The organism is Mariniflexile sp. TRM1-10, assembly GCF_003425985.1.
Lineage (GTDB): Bacteria > Bacteroidota > Bacteroidia > Flavobacteriales > Flavobacteriaceae > Mariniflexile.
Genome location: NZ_CP022985.1, coordinates 70077 through 83165 on the forward strand (window position 1 = coordinate 70077; position 13089 = coordinate 83165).

Annotated in this window: 19 protein-coding genes; 2 read left to right on the forward strand and 17 right to left on the reverse strand. The window is 35.8% G+C overall.

What is annotated here, in order from left to right:
• Positions 1–15 precede the first annotated feature (15 nt).
• From CJ739_RS00325 to CJ739_RS20200, 6 genes are read right to left on the reverse strand one after another with little or no spacing between them, the layout of a single operon-like run.
• Positions 16–477, reverse strand: a complete 462-nt coding sequence (locus CJ739_RS00325) for a hypothetical protein (RefSeq protein WP_117172062.1) — start codon at positions 475–477, stop codon at positions 16–18.
• Complete coding sequence (locus CJ739_RS00330) at positions 474–1406, reverse strand: hypothetical protein (protein WP_117172064.1); 933 nt, start codon at positions 1404–1406, stop codon at positions 474–476. Before CJ739_RS00330 ends, CJ739_RS00325 begins: the two co-directional genes overlap by 4 nt.
• The gene (locus tag CJ739_RS00335; protein WP_117172066.1) at positions 1403–1702 is read right to left on the reverse strand and encodes a hypothetical protein; all 300 of its coding nucleotides are present in this window, start codon (positions 1700–1702) and stop codon (positions 1403–1405) included. The genes CJ739_RS00330 and CJ739_RS00335 overlap by 4 nt, the downstream gene beginning before the upstream one ends.
• A 15-nt stretch (positions 1703–1717) precedes the next feature.
• Positions 1718–2698 (reverse strand): DUF6712 family protein, encoded by a 981-nt coding sequence (locus tag CJ739_RS00340; RefSeq protein WP_117172067.1) that lies wholly within the window; start codon positions 2696–2698, stop codon positions 1718–1720.
• A 3-nt stretch (positions 2699–2701) separates the two neighbouring features.
• Positions 2702–4063 carry a hypothetical protein gene (locus CJ739_RS00345; protein WP_117172069.1) on the reverse strand — a complete coding sequence of 454 codons (1362 nt, stop codon included), beginning with the start codon at positions 4061–4063 and terminating at the stop codon, positions 2702–2704.
• Positions 4053–4289, reverse strand: a complete 237-nt coding sequence (locus CJ739_RS20200; RefSeq protein WP_162880078.1) for a hypothetical protein — start codon at positions 4287–4289, stop codon at positions 4053–4055. The genes CJ739_RS00345 and CJ739_RS20200 overlap by 11 nt, the downstream gene beginning before the upstream one ends.
• Positions 4290–4680: 391 nt before the next feature.
• Here CJ739_RS20200 and CJ739_RS00350 point away from each other — a divergent pair, with 391 nt between their 5' ends.
• Complete coding sequence (locus CJ739_RS00350) at positions 4681–5055, forward strand: hypothetical protein (protein WP_117172071.1); 375 nt, start codon at positions 4681–4683, stop codon at positions 5053–5055.
• 62 nt (positions 5056–5117) lie between these two features.
• Positions 5118–5345, forward strand: a complete 228-nt coding sequence (locus CJ739_RS00355; RefSeq protein WP_117172072.1) for a hypothetical protein — start codon at positions 5118–5120, stop codon at positions 5343–5345.
• A gap of 198 nt (positions 5346–5543) precedes the next feature.
• Here the strand turns inward: CJ739_RS00355 and CJ739_RS00360 are convergent, their stop codons facing one another.
• From CJ739_RS00360 to CJ739_RS00415, 11 genes are all read right to left on the reverse strand, one after another.
• The gene (locus CJ739_RS00360; RefSeq protein WP_117172074.1) at positions 5544–5954 is read right to left on the reverse strand and encodes a hypothetical protein; all 411 of its coding nucleotides are present in this window, start codon (positions 5952–5954) and stop codon (positions 5544–5546) included.
• Positions 5955–6129: 175 nt separating this feature from the next.
• Positions 6130–6348: a hypothetical protein gene (locus CJ739_RS00370; RefSeq protein WP_117172078.1), complete on the reverse strand. Its 219-nt coding sequence runs from the start codon at positions 6346–6348 to the stop codon at positions 6130–6132.
• Between the two features lie 55 nt (positions 6349–6403).
• Positions 6404–6787, reverse strand: coding sequence for a hypothetical protein (locus CJ739_RS00375; protein ID WP_117172080.1), 384 nt, complete (start codon positions 6785–6787; stop codon positions 6404–6406).
• Between the two features lie 20 nt (positions 6788–6807).
• Positions 6808–8511 carry a hypothetical protein gene (locus CJ739_RS00380; protein WP_117172082.1) on the reverse strand — a complete coding sequence of 568 codons (1704 nt, stop codon included), beginning with the start codon at positions 8509–8511 and terminating at the stop codon, positions 6808–6810.
• On the reverse strand, positions 8483–9118 hold the full coding sequence (locus CJ739_RS00385) for a hypothetical protein (protein ID WP_117172084.1): 636 nt from the start codon (positions 9116–9118) through the stop codon (positions 8483–8485). Before CJ739_RS00385 ends, CJ739_RS00380 begins: the two co-directional genes overlap by 29 nt.
• The gene (locus tag CJ739_RS00390; RefSeq protein ID WP_117172085.1) at positions 9102–9614 is read right to left on the reverse strand and encodes a hypothetical protein; all 513 of its coding nucleotides are present in this window, start codon (positions 9612–9614) and stop codon (positions 9102–9104) included. The genes CJ739_RS00385 and CJ739_RS00390 overlap by 17 nt, the downstream gene beginning before the upstream one ends.
• An 11-nt stretch (positions 9615–9625) precedes the next feature.
• Positions 9626–9952, reverse strand: coding sequence for a Thoeris anti-defense Tad2 family protein (locus CJ739_RS00395; RefSeq protein WP_117172087.1), 327 nt, complete (start codon positions 9950–9952; stop codon positions 9626–9628).
• Positions 9945–10538, reverse strand: coding sequence for a hypothetical protein (locus tag CJ739_RS00400; protein WP_236951573.1), 594 nt, complete (start codon positions 10536–10538; stop codon positions 9945–9947). Before CJ739_RS00400 ends, CJ739_RS00395 begins: the two co-directional genes overlap by 8 nt.
• Positions 10531–10935 (reverse strand): hypothetical protein, encoded by a 405-nt coding sequence (locus CJ739_RS00405; RefSeq protein ID WP_117172091.1) that lies wholly within the window; start codon positions 10933–10935, stop codon positions 10531–10533. The genes CJ739_RS00400 and CJ739_RS00405 overlap by 8 nt, the downstream gene beginning before the upstream one ends.
• A gap of 110 nt (positions 10936–11045) precedes the next feature.
• Positions 11046–12059 (reverse strand): hypothetical protein, encoded by a 1014-nt coding sequence (locus CJ739_RS00410; protein ID WP_117172093.1) that lies wholly within the window; start codon positions 12057–12059, stop codon positions 11046–11048.
• Positions 12060–12217: 158 nt separating this feature from the next.
• Positions 12218–13045 (reverse strand): hypothetical protein, encoded by an 828-nt coding sequence (locus CJ739_RS00415; protein ID WP_117172095.1) that lies wholly within the window; start codon positions 13043–13045, stop codon positions 12218–12220.
• Positions 13046–13089: the final 44 nt, after the last annotated feature.

A 13089-nucleotide genomic window follows, 5' to 3' on the forward strand; every position in this document is an offset into this window, starting at 1 on the left:
AAATATACTACTTTTTTAATCAGCTTCAAAATTAAATTCAATACTCCATCCGTTACATTCTGCCAATCCCCAAACTGGTTGTATGCTTATACTGGGTACGTTTAGATCCTTCATGTAGAGACAACCCGCCTCGGTATCATCTAACTTATCGGCAATCATTTTGGTTTCAATAGCTCGTGCCGAAATTAAGGTTTCCTGCATGATCTGCAGGAACTCGGCGTGTGATACCGAACTGTAATCTGTTTTCTGAAGCACCAATATAAGGGTATCGGTTCTTTTTTTGATGTCATCGACGTTACGACCTGAGTTACTGAAATCCGGCAACACCATAAAGAGCATGTGTTTGTCTTCCAAAGAGCGCTCTTCAAGAAAATGTATTAATTGGGAATCGTCAACGATAACTTCCTTGTAGTTGATGCTATCTATAGCGGTTTTTAGCCTTTCGGAATAGTTAATTAAAAAGTTTACGTCTATCATGTGTTCTTAGTTTTAGCTTTACGTTCAGCGGCCTCTTGACGCGCTTTTTCATCTTTATCTCGTTTAGTAATGTCGTATAGACGGATAAGTATTTCATAGAGATTGGTTTCGCGTACTTCTTTGTTGTTTCCAAACACTGCTGATTCGGAAATTTGATATTCAATGCTTTTTAATCCAAGGCCAGGCAGGTTGCTTGTAACCTGTTTTTCTGAAGATTCCTGGAACAATAGCCCTATATTTATTTCGGTACCATTAATATAAAGAACGCAGTTAGTTAGGTATTTGTGAAAGCTTGCAACCAATAGATAAAAACCATACAACTGACCGATGGGTACATATTGAAAAGTTTTTGCACGCATTTCTATAGTGTCTTCGTTATAGGCTTCACGTTTATCGGATTTGTACTTAAACAGGTTTCTTATGGCATGGAACGGGCGTTTTTTACGGTACAAAACAGCCATTAGCAAACGTAGTGATTCTTCGTCCTTGTTTTTTTCATAGTCCACAAGCAGGTTGATTGCATCGGTATATTCTCCAAAACTTATGTTACGGAATCCATCAGTAGGACCGTAATAGGTTCGCCAAAGCGGTTTTACTTTGGGTATGTGATTATTGATGTAATTTTGTTTGATAACGTTTGTGAGCTCTCCTTTTTCGTTCACTTCAAAAAACGAATCGATAAGATTCGATAACTGGTAAATGTTAGCGTTTTTGTTTAAGTCTTCTTCTTCAGACAGTTTGTTTTTACTTGGTGTTAAATTCAATAGTTTATATACGGCCTGAATTTTAAAGGTATCGAAGAGTATTTTATTGGAATTAAACCTAAATATAAGCTCACAAACATCTTCATATTGCTTTGAATCGCATTCGCTTAAATCTTCAGGAAGATATAAGGTTGTTTTTGTTTGTGGAATTTCCAGAGTTATCATAGCGCAACCAATTCTAAATTGATGTTGATTTTAATTTTATGAGCTATCATGCGCTTACCAAACTTCGCCATCACATGCGTACAGACTTGACGACGTACATGCAAGGGAATGAACTTGCTTTTTTTATCGATTTTAAGCTCGTTAACCAGGTAGTTCTTAATTTCGGTTGAAAGATTAATACGTTCTTTTGCTTTGTCTTTTAAAGCGATTAACAGCTTTTTGTTTATTTGGTTGATTTGTTTTTTTGGAAACAAACGGTACCATAATTTTCGAATTAGTTTTTTTAGTTTTTTCATTGTTGTTGTTGTGGTTTAAAATGATACAAATCCGTCGCAATCGTCGAACTTATACGTTGGTGTGGTAATAGCTTTTACTACTTCGGGATCTGGTTCGGTTAAAGCTGCTGCAGTTTGTATTCTTTCTATTTGATTTAAGGCTTCCTTTGCTTGTTTTGTGAATTCTTGCGCCGCTAATTCAGCTTCCATTTTTTCGGGTGGTTTAGTCGCCTTGGTTGACATTCTATCGGATGTAAACCGCTGTAGAACACCTTCAGGAAATAGTGCTACCCGAAGCACACGCATACCCCAAGCAAGAGCGTGATATACACACGCTTCTTTAATTAGGCTTATCAATATATTTTCTTCAGAAGTTAGAACTGTAGCTTCTTCAAGCTTTAATTTGAGCGCATCGTAGGTTGTTTGTGTTATTAATGGCACAATGCTTTTTCGTTCGCATTGTCGGAACCCCGGCTGAAGCTTCATTAACAACAAACGGGAATTTATAGGGAAGAACTCATCAAAATCGGATGTTAATCGCACGAAATATTTTTGAGAGTCCTTATAAGCGTTTGAGGCTTTCCATGTTGCTGAAGTAGCGTCTAGATAATCAATTAGATCATCTACTGCTTTATAATATTTGCGCTCGAATATTTCGTTGTCGCGATCTATCATCCATTCAAACGGCACTTTATATTTTTCGTCAACGCGAATTTTACGCCCATTGTTTCCATGCTGCACATCTGAAGCCCTGGCGTAGCTGCTATATCCGTTTAATGCTATGGGATAACGCACTTTGAATATTAATTCGATATCTGCCTCAAGAGCCGAACCGGCTTCATACTTAGCCAAAACAGCATCGTAAACAGGTTGACCTATTATTTTTATTAAATCGGTAGTTGCTGATTCGATATCGGACTTTAAATTAACAAAATTGATATCCTTGTCTATATGGCCTATAAGCGCTTTTAGCTCATCACTTCCTTTATTTGGATTGAAATCGAATAATAGTTTCATGGCTTATGCTTTTGGGTTACGGTCTTTTGGTGCGGTGTCTTCCATTTTTTTGGTACCTAAATGATAGAAGCCTAATTTTAATTTTTTGGTTGGAAAGTTGGCTTTTATAGCGTAGTTAATAGCTTTTAAAACTATCATTTCTGGAATATCTATAGATGTGGCCAAATAGTTGTTAAGTGCATGATATTGCTCAGAACCGCTATCTGATTTACCTTCCTGGCCAACATTGGCAATAGCCGAATGTATGCCTGTAGTACCTGTAAGGACATGATCGGCACGTTGGGATATTTTAATTTGGGCTTCAACAAAGTCGCGCACGTTTTGGTCAATCGCTTTTATTTCCCAACCGTGTTTAAGCAAGTTTGTGCCATCTACCTCTAATTTTATTGTGGTATGAATGGCTTTGCCAACATTGTCGTCTCCAGATAAGCTTTGGATGATTTTTTTAAGGTAACTGCGTTGATAATCTTCTAGCATTTTGTCTTTATACTCGATTCCTTCATCCGTACATCTTTCCTCTATCTTTGATTTTGCATCATCCCAAAAATATTGAGGTGATTGTATATGGAATTTGGCATTAATAGAGTGCTTTGATAAAGCCTTGAATATTAATGGTACCGCAGTCGAGCGTTTTATCCATTCTAAACTTCCATATAGGTCTGGTAAGGTGTAATATTCAGTACAGAAACTATACATGTTACTGTAGAATATGGCGTTTTTATGCTGGAATGGTTTTAATGGATCAAACTTATGGTATGCCTTAGCTTTCAGTATAGAGTTGATATGCTTAAATTCATAATCTGTCACTATTACATGGGTAGGTGTTCTGTCTTCGTTGGTTAGGTGAGAAGCTAAACGTGCCTTATCTGGCTGTACGTGCTCTAATTTAGCAATGAAGTCTTGACCTATGCGAGTGCCTAAGCTCTGATATACCTTACTGAACACCCCTTTAATATGATTGAAGTCTACACAGGCTTTAAGTAGATAGTCTTCATACTGCCAGCTGTCTAACCAATCCTGTATCTGAGCATCTTCTTGCCAGTCGTATATAAGCTCTCTATTCTCAAACACTTCTTTATAAAGCTTTGGTCCTTTACCCCATAGCATATTGGTTTGCTTATTCAAAGAACCAGGAGCAAGATGATTGTTCTGTACCGTTTCTTTGATGATGGTAGGTAGGTTGTTATCATCCCCATACGGATGTATGCGCCACTCACCTACTATATGATGTTTATTAGACCATGTTAACGTGTCAACCTTTGGTCTATCTTCCTCAAACTGTCTGGGGTTTTCCGTCACCTCAAAGGTGAAAGCGATGTTGTCGTCGCTCACAATGGCGTTACCGTTTATAATTTCAATATTCATTGCGTATGAGGTTTCCGTTAAACTTAGTTAGTAATGGTAGGTGGAAATGCTTAGGCTCTTCAGTTGTTAAGTCTGTGTATGCTACTAACGATGGTGAGTTTGTTTGTCTACCCTTTCTTAGTAACGCACTATCTACCTGCACAACCCCGTTACTCTTGTTAGTTGATTGGTTGATTGATACAAACTCAAAACTAAACGGTATGCCGTTGGTTGATAGGTAGCGCATCTGCTTTATTACATCGTTTATTATCAAAGCTTATCTATTATTATACATACAATAGTATCAATACTGCTTTAAATGGTTTAAGACATGAAACAATCATATATCCACACGTTTAATTGTATGCCGATGCAAATACAGATGTTAGCGGGACGGTGTCAAACGTCTTATTTCAAATTGCGAAAACTAAAGATTTAGGTTTCTTATTTGAAAATGAGCGTTTTACGTTTTTTTGATTTTAAAAAGAGTGTGGTTTTTTTGTATTTAAATATCTGTTTTTGATTTATTTAGAAACATTTTAAATTGTATAGATATTATAACTTTTTGTGCTTAAAAGTAGATAATTTATCTACTTTTTTGTATATTTAAGTATTAATAACAATTAAATTATTTCTCAATGAGTACAACAAAAGAAGCGCCGAAAGGCAAAGAACAACAAAAAGGAATCGCAATATTAAAACCCGTTGAAAGGGCAAAGACAAATATTGACGATGTATTAAACCCTACCGCAGAAAGTAGGTTAAAAAAGCTTGATACATTCAAGATTTTAGCAGAGAAACACAAATACTTGGTTTCAAAAAATGACGACTTACAAAAATTCATTGCTTCAAGTGATGGCATGAAAGAAAAAGTTATTTTGAAAAATTCTCAAGGGTTTGAATTTGAGGTTTCAAATTCTAGTGTTATCAATAAAGTTATTAATGTAATGGAAAATGAATTGCAACAAATTACAAGCAATTCGGAAAGGCAAGTAATTGATTTCACTATTTAATTAAATTAAAAATCCTGCATTTCGCAGATGCAGGATTTTTTTAACAAAAAAATTATCTCATCATGACCACACGACAAAACAATTCACGCAAATTTAACCCTTTTTTACTATCTGAACAAGTAAAAAATATACTTAAAAGTAACGGGTTTACTTCACTTTTTAATTACAACGATTACGAGTTTTTTAAAGAAGAATGTAAAGAAGCTTTTAATAAAGCCTTAGCAATAGCAGAACGTTTTATGGCAGATGCAGACCCAAACCAAAACGACTTAAACGACTATTTATTTTAAAACTTAACAGATGAATTTTGTTAGCAGGACTTTTGAGACGACTGTATAAAAAACCTGAAAACGTCCGCCGTAAAATATGTTTTAGGGTTTAGAAAGTACACGAAGCTACTTAATATAACACTCCCAAAGGCGATTTAAAAAAAATCGCCCTTTCGGGCGGGCTAGCCACAGGACTGTGACTTATTTAAAAAAAGCGTTTTATCCTATTATTAAAGTTATTCTTCCAGAAAAATTATCTCTATCAATAGTAACTTTATGACAATAAGTCGTAATAAGAACGCCTCTATCGTTTTCGTCTTTAAAATCTAAATAAATGTCATAACAATTAGGATCCTCATCAAAAGCTATCCTTGTTATTCTATACTTGCAAAAATTCAAAAACTCTTCATCTGAACGAAAAGAAAAGCCTAACCTTCGTAAATTAGAAATTACATTAGCCTTTAATCCTTCTTCAAAAGAGTCACGAGTTTTATTAAATAATTCATCTTCCATATATCTTGTTAGAGATATTGGTTGCTCCTTGAATTGTTTTAACCAACTATCTTTTATAGGTAAAATATCGAAATTTTTTGACAATGAATCCATGTTAATTAAAATAAATACTATCATTTTTTATCTTATAAGAATACTCAAAGTCTAAATTCATTTTCGATAATTCAGAAATGAAGTTTTTACAACTTTCTTTTGAAATTGAAGCATAAATTACCTTTTTTCCTTTTTGGAGTTTTTCTAATAATAGTACTTTTGATTCCTCACTTTTTCCGAATCTTGCCATAATCAATATTTACAATTCGTTTAATTTCCAATAAAACCTATTTGTTATTGAAGAATATCTTTTTTCAAAAACCATATGAGGATTGTTGTTACATGGTTCAGGCAAAACACTATTTGATATTTTTAAAATAGGTTCTTGAGCAATAGGAACAAAAATCAAATCTAATTCATAAGTTTCAGGATCTGGTAAAACTTCTTTGCTTATTAATTTGGTGTCTAGTGTAGCCATACCCAAATATACAAAAAAACTCAATCAATGATACTAGGTGCGCTCATGCCGGTATTTACTTTTTGAGCGATACCACGTCACCAATTTTGGCTAAAGAGCCTCTTGAAAACTCCATAGACATGCATTTAGAAAATAAACTCATACGGTTACAAGCAATAGAAAAATTATAAATACCTATTTTTGAAATTAATTCACATTCTTCAGTTGTTGGAAACCTTCCTGTTAAAGCGTAAAATTTTGCAGTGTCTTTCAATGATAATGAAACATGAACTATTTCACGCAGTAAGTCATTCTCCTTTAAACCTGTTAAATATAATAAATAACAAATATCTTCTCTATACTCTGGAGGTTCTGAAGAATCTAAAAAATTTCCTAAATACTCCCGTGCCCAACGCAGAGCAGTAATTTTTTTCAATTTTTTAATATATTTTTCTTCCATACCCAAATATACAAAAAAACTCAATCAATGATACTAGGTGCGCTCATGCCGGTATTTACTTTTTTGTCGGCTATCATTACCCATTTTTTGCGGTAAACTAAATATTTAAAGGCGTCACTCATGTTTGTTGAAAATAACGGGCGTTTATCCAGGGGCAATGCTTCACTGGTTTTGTCTTTATGTATGGTCGTGGTACCTTTTTTATCTTTTTTTACTTTGGTTTTGGTGAGTTCTAAACTACTCTTAAGCTCCTTACATTGGTATTTATCAATCTTGATTTTTGGCAGCTGCTCATAATATTCTCCCAATAATTTTTTTGCAAAGCTATATTCTTCTTCCTGGGATATAGTAGCTTGATTGATACTCTCAAGCTTTACTACCCATCCGGTCGAACTACCGTCGTACTTTTCGATATGATCCTTCAGTTCTGTAGCCCAATCGCGTTTTACTTTACTGTACTGGTTGCCGCTTCTGTCATAATACATATGCAAGAGCTTCACTTCGTGGTGCTGAAAAAAGTCGAGAAACTTTTTAGCCAGTTCTTTACTGCTTTCCGGAGCTAATGTGTAGAAATTTTTTAGACAGTAATAGTAATTTCCTGAAGGTTGCCCTATCAACATGCTGCACATATCGCCAAAATCTATTCCGCATTCGAGCGGTTTTTTGTGCTGCACATATTTTAATCCTAAGCTTACCGATTTAAATTCCTCACCAATGGCATATTTTTTATAATAGCCATCGATAACGCCATCACTATAATAATGATGCTGGCCTAAATTCATATAGAACTTTTCCCCTTTTTTAATTTCGGGCTGGAGACTTAAAACGGCTGTTTTAAATTCTTCTGGTCCTAACGATTTTAAGGCATCAATAAAATACCCTGGTCTTAAAATATCTATATTTATTAGTGATGACGCTACGTAAAAAAATGTAGAGTCGAAACGGGCCCTTATCCAATTAGATTTCCAAATTATATATTGTTTTTTTACACGCTCAATCTGATTGTAATCTTTGAAAGTAACGGCACGATGGTAGGCTTTTTTTACTTTGTTAAGTTCGTTGGCGCAATAAAGTATTGTCTTTATTTGCTCCTTATCCATGTTTTCGGCCTGGTTTAAAATCCAATCGTAATCACCTTCAGCTATGTTTGGCATATCGGTCGTACAGGTCATGCCTCGAAAAAACGGTGAGTGGCCAAACGCCATAAAATCTCCACGCATTGCCGGTAACAACTTCTTCAGCTTTTCAAAATCATTGTTACGGCTTTCATCACTATATATATGCTGGTAACTATTCCCTGCAAGCCCCGTAGGCTGTGCTAAACTGCCGATGTTGTAGAAACACCCATTATATACCGAAATTGTGTGTTTAAACGTGCGGGGTGGCTTGTACGGGGTTTTAAAATGCTTTGGCGGCCTATCGTCGGTAACATAATGCACACCTTCAACCCAACCTTTGCGGATCCAACCACCAATTAATGACGGAATAATATTTCTTAAAGCATTATCGTAGGTATCGCAAACAAAAGCGGCATAATGCCCTGGCATATCTTCCATAATATCCATACTGCGTTCTGCAATGATGTCTTCGGTTTTTGCGCCACCACGGCCAATAACGCCATAAAAGTTTTTAGGCTGTATTAAATCGACGGTTTGTTTTAGCCAACTGCCAAAACGTCCTTCGACATTATCGTGTTCAAGACTTACGTGGGTTTTCGTGCTCATTTAAAAATAATCTTACTGTTGGTAAACTGCCTGTTTCTTCTTCAAGACGCATGCGCACTTTTTCTGATATTTCTGGGAATTTCTCCAGCATTTCCTTGATTTCTTTTTTGTTTTTCTTCGGAAGACCTAAAAATTCGGTATCGATGGAATACATTTTGAAAGGTTGCTGGAAAGCACCATCGGGTATCTTGGGTGGTTCTGGCTTATCTAGGCCTTTAAGCTTGTAAATTTGAAGGTGGATTTTTGATGCATTTACCACATCTGCAGTTGTTTTAGCTAACTGTATCGCAAAAATGTAATCTTTACGTGAAGCTTCTGCCAACATATTACTCCAGGCTTCGTTACTTATCTGTTTGTCGCAATAGAAATATTCCATCGCATCGTTATAGATATTGTTTGCCAGATACCGCGACAGTCCTTCCACTTTAATTAAATGGGAGACGATTAAGTCTTTATGTCCAAATTCGTCTATACGGTTGTACATGGCACGAACTTTATCCAAAAGCTCTAGATACCGAATCACTTCGGGATCTGCTTTTTCGGATGTGCCGCTTTGCAAATACTCGTATATGTGCGATAGGTTTATGTCTTCAAGTTTCAGACCCATAATAAATTTGTGCTTTTAAATCTTGAACTTTTCGCTCTTCAACTTGCTTAAAATATTGTTGCGCTGCCGTTATATTTCCTGTTTTGGCATTGTCCAGTAGTTTCTGGTTTATATCAAAATCGGCTTCCAGTTTTCCTTTTTCGTAATGATGGCGAATGGCGCTGGTTTTATCCAACCACGCTTTCATAAATGTTTTTTCGCTCATGTCTAAATACATGGCGATTTCGCGCGGGCCATAATTACACCCTGCCAATTTTTCTATGATATCTTCTGTAGATAATAATAGATCTGATTCTTCCTGAAGAAGCTTTACTTCAGCTGCAGAAAAAACATAACCACTGCTACCATCTTCAAACTCCAGGGCTAAACCAAAATCGCCATGCGCCAGTTTATCAAAACTTTTACCAATACCTAACCTATGGTAATGCGGATGGTCCTTATTTATAACCACCATGCTTTTACCTATTAGTTTTTCCAAGCGCTTATCCTTAACCATTAAGCTTTTTTTTAGTCCAAAATTTCCCAGTCAATAGCTAAAGTGTCAGAAACACTTGGAGAATAACTTGTTATTGAATTACTTAATCCAACCAGCACTAATTGATCACGATAATAAATAGATGCTATTTGTTTGTTTTCGTCTTCAAAAGTTCCTTGAAAATAATCTTTTACCTTTTGTGGTAACGACTGCATTTTTGGAACTACTTCAGCAGGTATCTCAGCAGGAACTTGCCTGAAAACAAACTTTTTGTCTCCACTCCAGCTACTTCTTCTAACTCTTAATCCTTCTTTTAAAGCTGTTACAGCTTCACCTAATGTTAAATTGTTTTTATCCATTTTTTATAATTTTAGTATTAGTAAATAATTCTTTTCTAAAATCGAACACTCCTTTACTGTTTCCGAAAAGGTATTGTTCGTATTGGGCATTTTCACTCCAGTTTCCAGAGCCTTCAATAATATAATGGTTGGTTTTTGTTTCGAGAATACAGACTTTGGCATGCACCCAGCTAAATAACACATTCACGTTTCCTCTACTTGCCGCCATACTACACAGGTTATCTATGGTTACGGGGTTTCGTTTTATCATAGAATCGGAAATTAAAAGCGTTATTTCGTCAATAAAGCCTGTATCGTGCAACTCTATTAAAGCATTCACAACCTTACTGCCTATACTGTAGGTACTAGCATATAGGTGTTTTATTCGCTCGTATTGGCAGACAAACGGAATAAATGTGAAAGCATTAAACGATTTCTCGGTTTGAAGAAAAAAAAACTCTTCGACTGTTGGTAACCGCTGTAAATCTTTATCTAGATTTTCTAATTTTTGAAAATGCTGCAGTAGGTATTTCGATTCAAATTTTTCTTTGAACTCCGGAGTTTCTACTGCTTGTTTTTTTTTATTTAAGTCAAAAAATTTACTCAAAGTTATGAATGGTTTTTATGATATCCCGCTCTTCTTTCCATAGCTCAATTTTGGCTGAAAAAGCCAGTTTCTTTTCAGGATCCTTAATTGTCTCTAATTTTCTAGAATCGCGATTTATGTAATTGACCAAATTTGACAAACGTTTAGCAGCTGTAACTTCACGCATTTTGGCTATTGTTCGTTTTAATTTGTACACTCTAAACACCGGATGCACACCCAACACTTCTTTATGGTCCTGGTAATAGTTAAACTCATCATAAATGAGCTGATTTTCATTAAAACTATCTAAGGCCTGTTTGCCTATTTTAAACACTTCATCGTTGCCGATTTTAGGCTCTTTTAATAAATCGCCTGAAGCTGAATAAAAACAACCTATAAGTTTACCATGGTTTGCCAAATAGGTATCGAGGGCTATCTTTTTTTGAGCATATAGTTCTTTGAACTCACGCGGGCAATCCGCCTCGTATAGAAACGGAAACTGCTCACGTAAAGAAATATATGCTTTACCTACTTTTTTTCGGCTTCACTTTTAGAGGTCTCGGTATCTGTTCCTTGCTTTTTGGATTTTAAAACTTTATCGGCAACTTCATCTACTACAGTTGTGATAGATTCTATTTGCTTCATAAACACGCTGAATTTTTCATCATCAAAACCTGTTTTTTCTTGAAGTTCTTTTTTGAATTCATCTGTTAAATCTTCTTTTTTGAATTGCTTTGAAGCCAATTCTTTTAAGATTTCATCAACTTTTGAATCTGTATCCTGATTGGCGGAACTATTTACCAACGCTGTTGCTTCCTCTAAAATAGCCTTAGCGTTTTCGTCGCTCATTTCGGTATCGTTATAAATTTCCCGTATTAATGACACTGGAGGAACTTCACCTGCAGTAATAAGCGCTACTACTTTTTCAAATTTCTCATTTCGTTGCTTATCGGCAGCCGATCCTATAATTAACCCTATTTCAATTTTTGTACTCTCGTTACTTGAATTAATTTTTACAGCTAACTCATCTGTTATAGGTGATTTCGATTCAATTAAAGCTTTTACTTCTGCCACAAGATCTTCATCAACTACATTTACTTGCATTTTTTTAGCAGCTTCAGTCAACACTTTATTTCCTGCCTCTTTTAATAAATGTGCTTTTATAGCAGCATCCATATCAACATTTTTAAAAGAATCTGAAGTAATGTTATGTTCTGCCAAATAGGCTTTACGCTCTTGGTTGCCTACTGGTCCTTTTGAAAATTCTGGAAAACCTTCAGGTAAACCGGAATCTGAAGCTGTGGATTTTTTATCTACAACTTTTGGCACCACCACGATTTCGGAATTTGAAATATCGAATGCTTTTTTAAGGTCGTACACCAGCTCGTTTAAACGTTGCGGGCTATACCCTTGCTGATTATAGGACCTAACTAATCCTGGATTTGGCACGGGCGATTTCATATATAACAGTAACGCCTCGTTAAACTGATCTTCAGGTGCTTCTGGGAGCGACGCTAAAAATTTAATGACTTTGTTTCTCATGAGATTGGATTTTTAATATTTTACAATTGTAATTGTAAAGATGTTCGTTTCGGTCGAAATCGTTTAAGACATGAAACGCCCTTGTTTTTTAGGCATAAAAAAAAGGCTTGAGAAACCACCCTCAAGCCTTTTTACAACTAAACAAAACTAATTCAACATTATGATCTCTTCTCTTCTATTAAATAGGTGACAGCACCTGCTTTAAACACTTTTAAACTAATGGTTGCACCTTCTAGAGCTATCCACTGCGTACCGCTAGCCAACACCACCGTTACCGCTGTGTGCGCACCTACCGATAAGGTTCCCGGAGAAACACCACCACCACCGATGATAGATACTACTTCGCCATGATCTAAATCAGTAGCAGCGATATCCAATACTTCGGCAGCTGCAAACGCTGGCAATTGATAAAAGTTTCCACTTGCTTTCAATAAGCTAATGTTATTATCTGCTACAGCTGCTGGATCACCAAAGGTTAAAGCGCCTTCATAATAACCTGGCAAAAACTCTACCGGGTTTGGTTGCTCAAACGTTAGCATGTGTTTGGTGCCTTCTTTATTTGATGTAAACGAAGGATTCAATTTCATTGGCGAACATTTGGTACCATAAGTATTTTTGGTACTGTTTCGGCAGTTTTCTTCAAAAATAACTACAGGACGACCAAGCCAGTTTTGTATAAGCTCTTTAATTTCTAAAGACTCTCCAGGATGCTCTCCTTTAAAGGTTGCTTTAAACACTTTACCGTCTTCTGGTCCTTCGGTTTCAAAACCTGCCTCAATCGTTTCAGGGGTCATGTAAATACGTATCATTCTAGCGTTTGCCTTCAATACGTAGTTACCTACTTCTTTTATATTTTTACTATCACGTGATGGCCATACATCAATATCATCGGCATCAACAATAGCAACATTAGGCACTTTGGCTTTATAAGCTCCTGGGCTTGTGCCGGTATTGGCTCTAGGAACACTTGTTTTTAAATATGTCATGATTCTTATTTTTTAAAGCCTGCGTGTTACCGCAGGCATATTAT

Bases quoted from the DNA above. Each gene is read 5' to 3' on its own strand.
- CJ739_RS00370 (WP_117172078.1), bottom strand. From the start codon at position 6,348: ATGGCTACACTAGACACCAAATTAATAAGCAAAGAAGTTTTACCAGAT.
- CJ739_RS00355 (WP_117172072.1), top strand. From the start codon at position 5,118: ATGACCACACGACAAAACAATTCACGCAAATTTAACCCTTTTTTACTA.
- CJ739_RS00375 (WP_117172080.1), bottom strand. From the start codon at position 6,787: ATGGAAGAAAAATATATTAAAAAATTGAAAAAAATTACTGCTCTGCGT.
- CJ739_RS00340 (WP_117172067.1), bottom strand. From the start codon at position 2,698: ATGAAACTATTATTCGATTTCAATCCAAATAAAGGAAGTGATGAGCTA.
- CJ739_RS00325 (WP_117172062.1), bottom strand. From the start codon at position 477: ATGATAGACGTAAACTTTTTAATTAACTATTCCGAAAGGCTAAAAACC.
- CJ739_RS00380 (WP_117172082.1), bottom strand. From the start codon at position 8,511: ATGAGCACGAAAACCCACGTAAGTCTTGAACACGATAATGTCGAAGGA.
- CJ739_RS00350 (WP_117172071.1), top strand. From the start codon at position 4,681: ATGAGTACAACAAAAGAAGCGCCGAAAGGCAAAGAACAACAAAAAGGA.
- CJ739_RS00390 (WP_117172085.1), bottom strand. From the start codon at position 9,614: ATGGTTAAGGATAAGCGCTTGGAAAAACTAATAGGTAAAAGCATGGTG.
- CJ739_RS00360 (WP_117172074.1), bottom strand. From the start codon at position 5,954: ATGATAGTATTTATTTTAATTAACATGGATTCATTGTCAAAAAATTTC.
- CJ739_RS00395 (WP_117172087.1), bottom strand. From the start codon at position 9,952: ATGGATAAAAACAATTTAACATTAGGTGAAGCTGTAACAGCTTTAAAA.
- CJ739_RS20200 (WP_162880078.1), bottom strand. From the start codon at position 4,289: ATGCGCTACCTATCAACCAACGGCATACCGTTTAGTTTTGAGTTTGTA.
- CJ739_RS00335 (WP_117172066.1), bottom strand. From the start codon at position 1,702: ATGAAAAAACTAAAAAAACTAATTCGAAAATTATGGTACCGTTTGTTT.
- CJ739_RS00345 (WP_117172069.1), bottom strand. From the start codon at position 4,063: ATGAATATTGAAATTATAAACGGTAACGCCATTGTGAGCGACGACAAC.
- CJ739_RS00385 (WP_117172084.1), bottom strand. From the start codon at position 9,118: ATGGGTCTGAAACTTGAAGACATAAACCTATCGCACATATACGAGTAT.
- CJ739_RS00330 (WP_117172064.1), bottom strand. From the start codon at position 1,406: ATGATAACTCTGGAAATTCCACAAACAAAAACAACCTTATATCTTCCT.
- CJ739_RS00415 (WP_117172095.1), bottom strand. From the start codon at position 13,045: ATGACATATTTAAAAACAAGTGTTCCTAGAGCCAATACCGGCACAAGC.
- CJ739_RS00410 (WP_117172093.1), bottom strand. From the start codon at position 12,059: ATGAGAAACAAAGTCATTAAATTTTTAGCGTCGCTCCCAGAAGCACCT.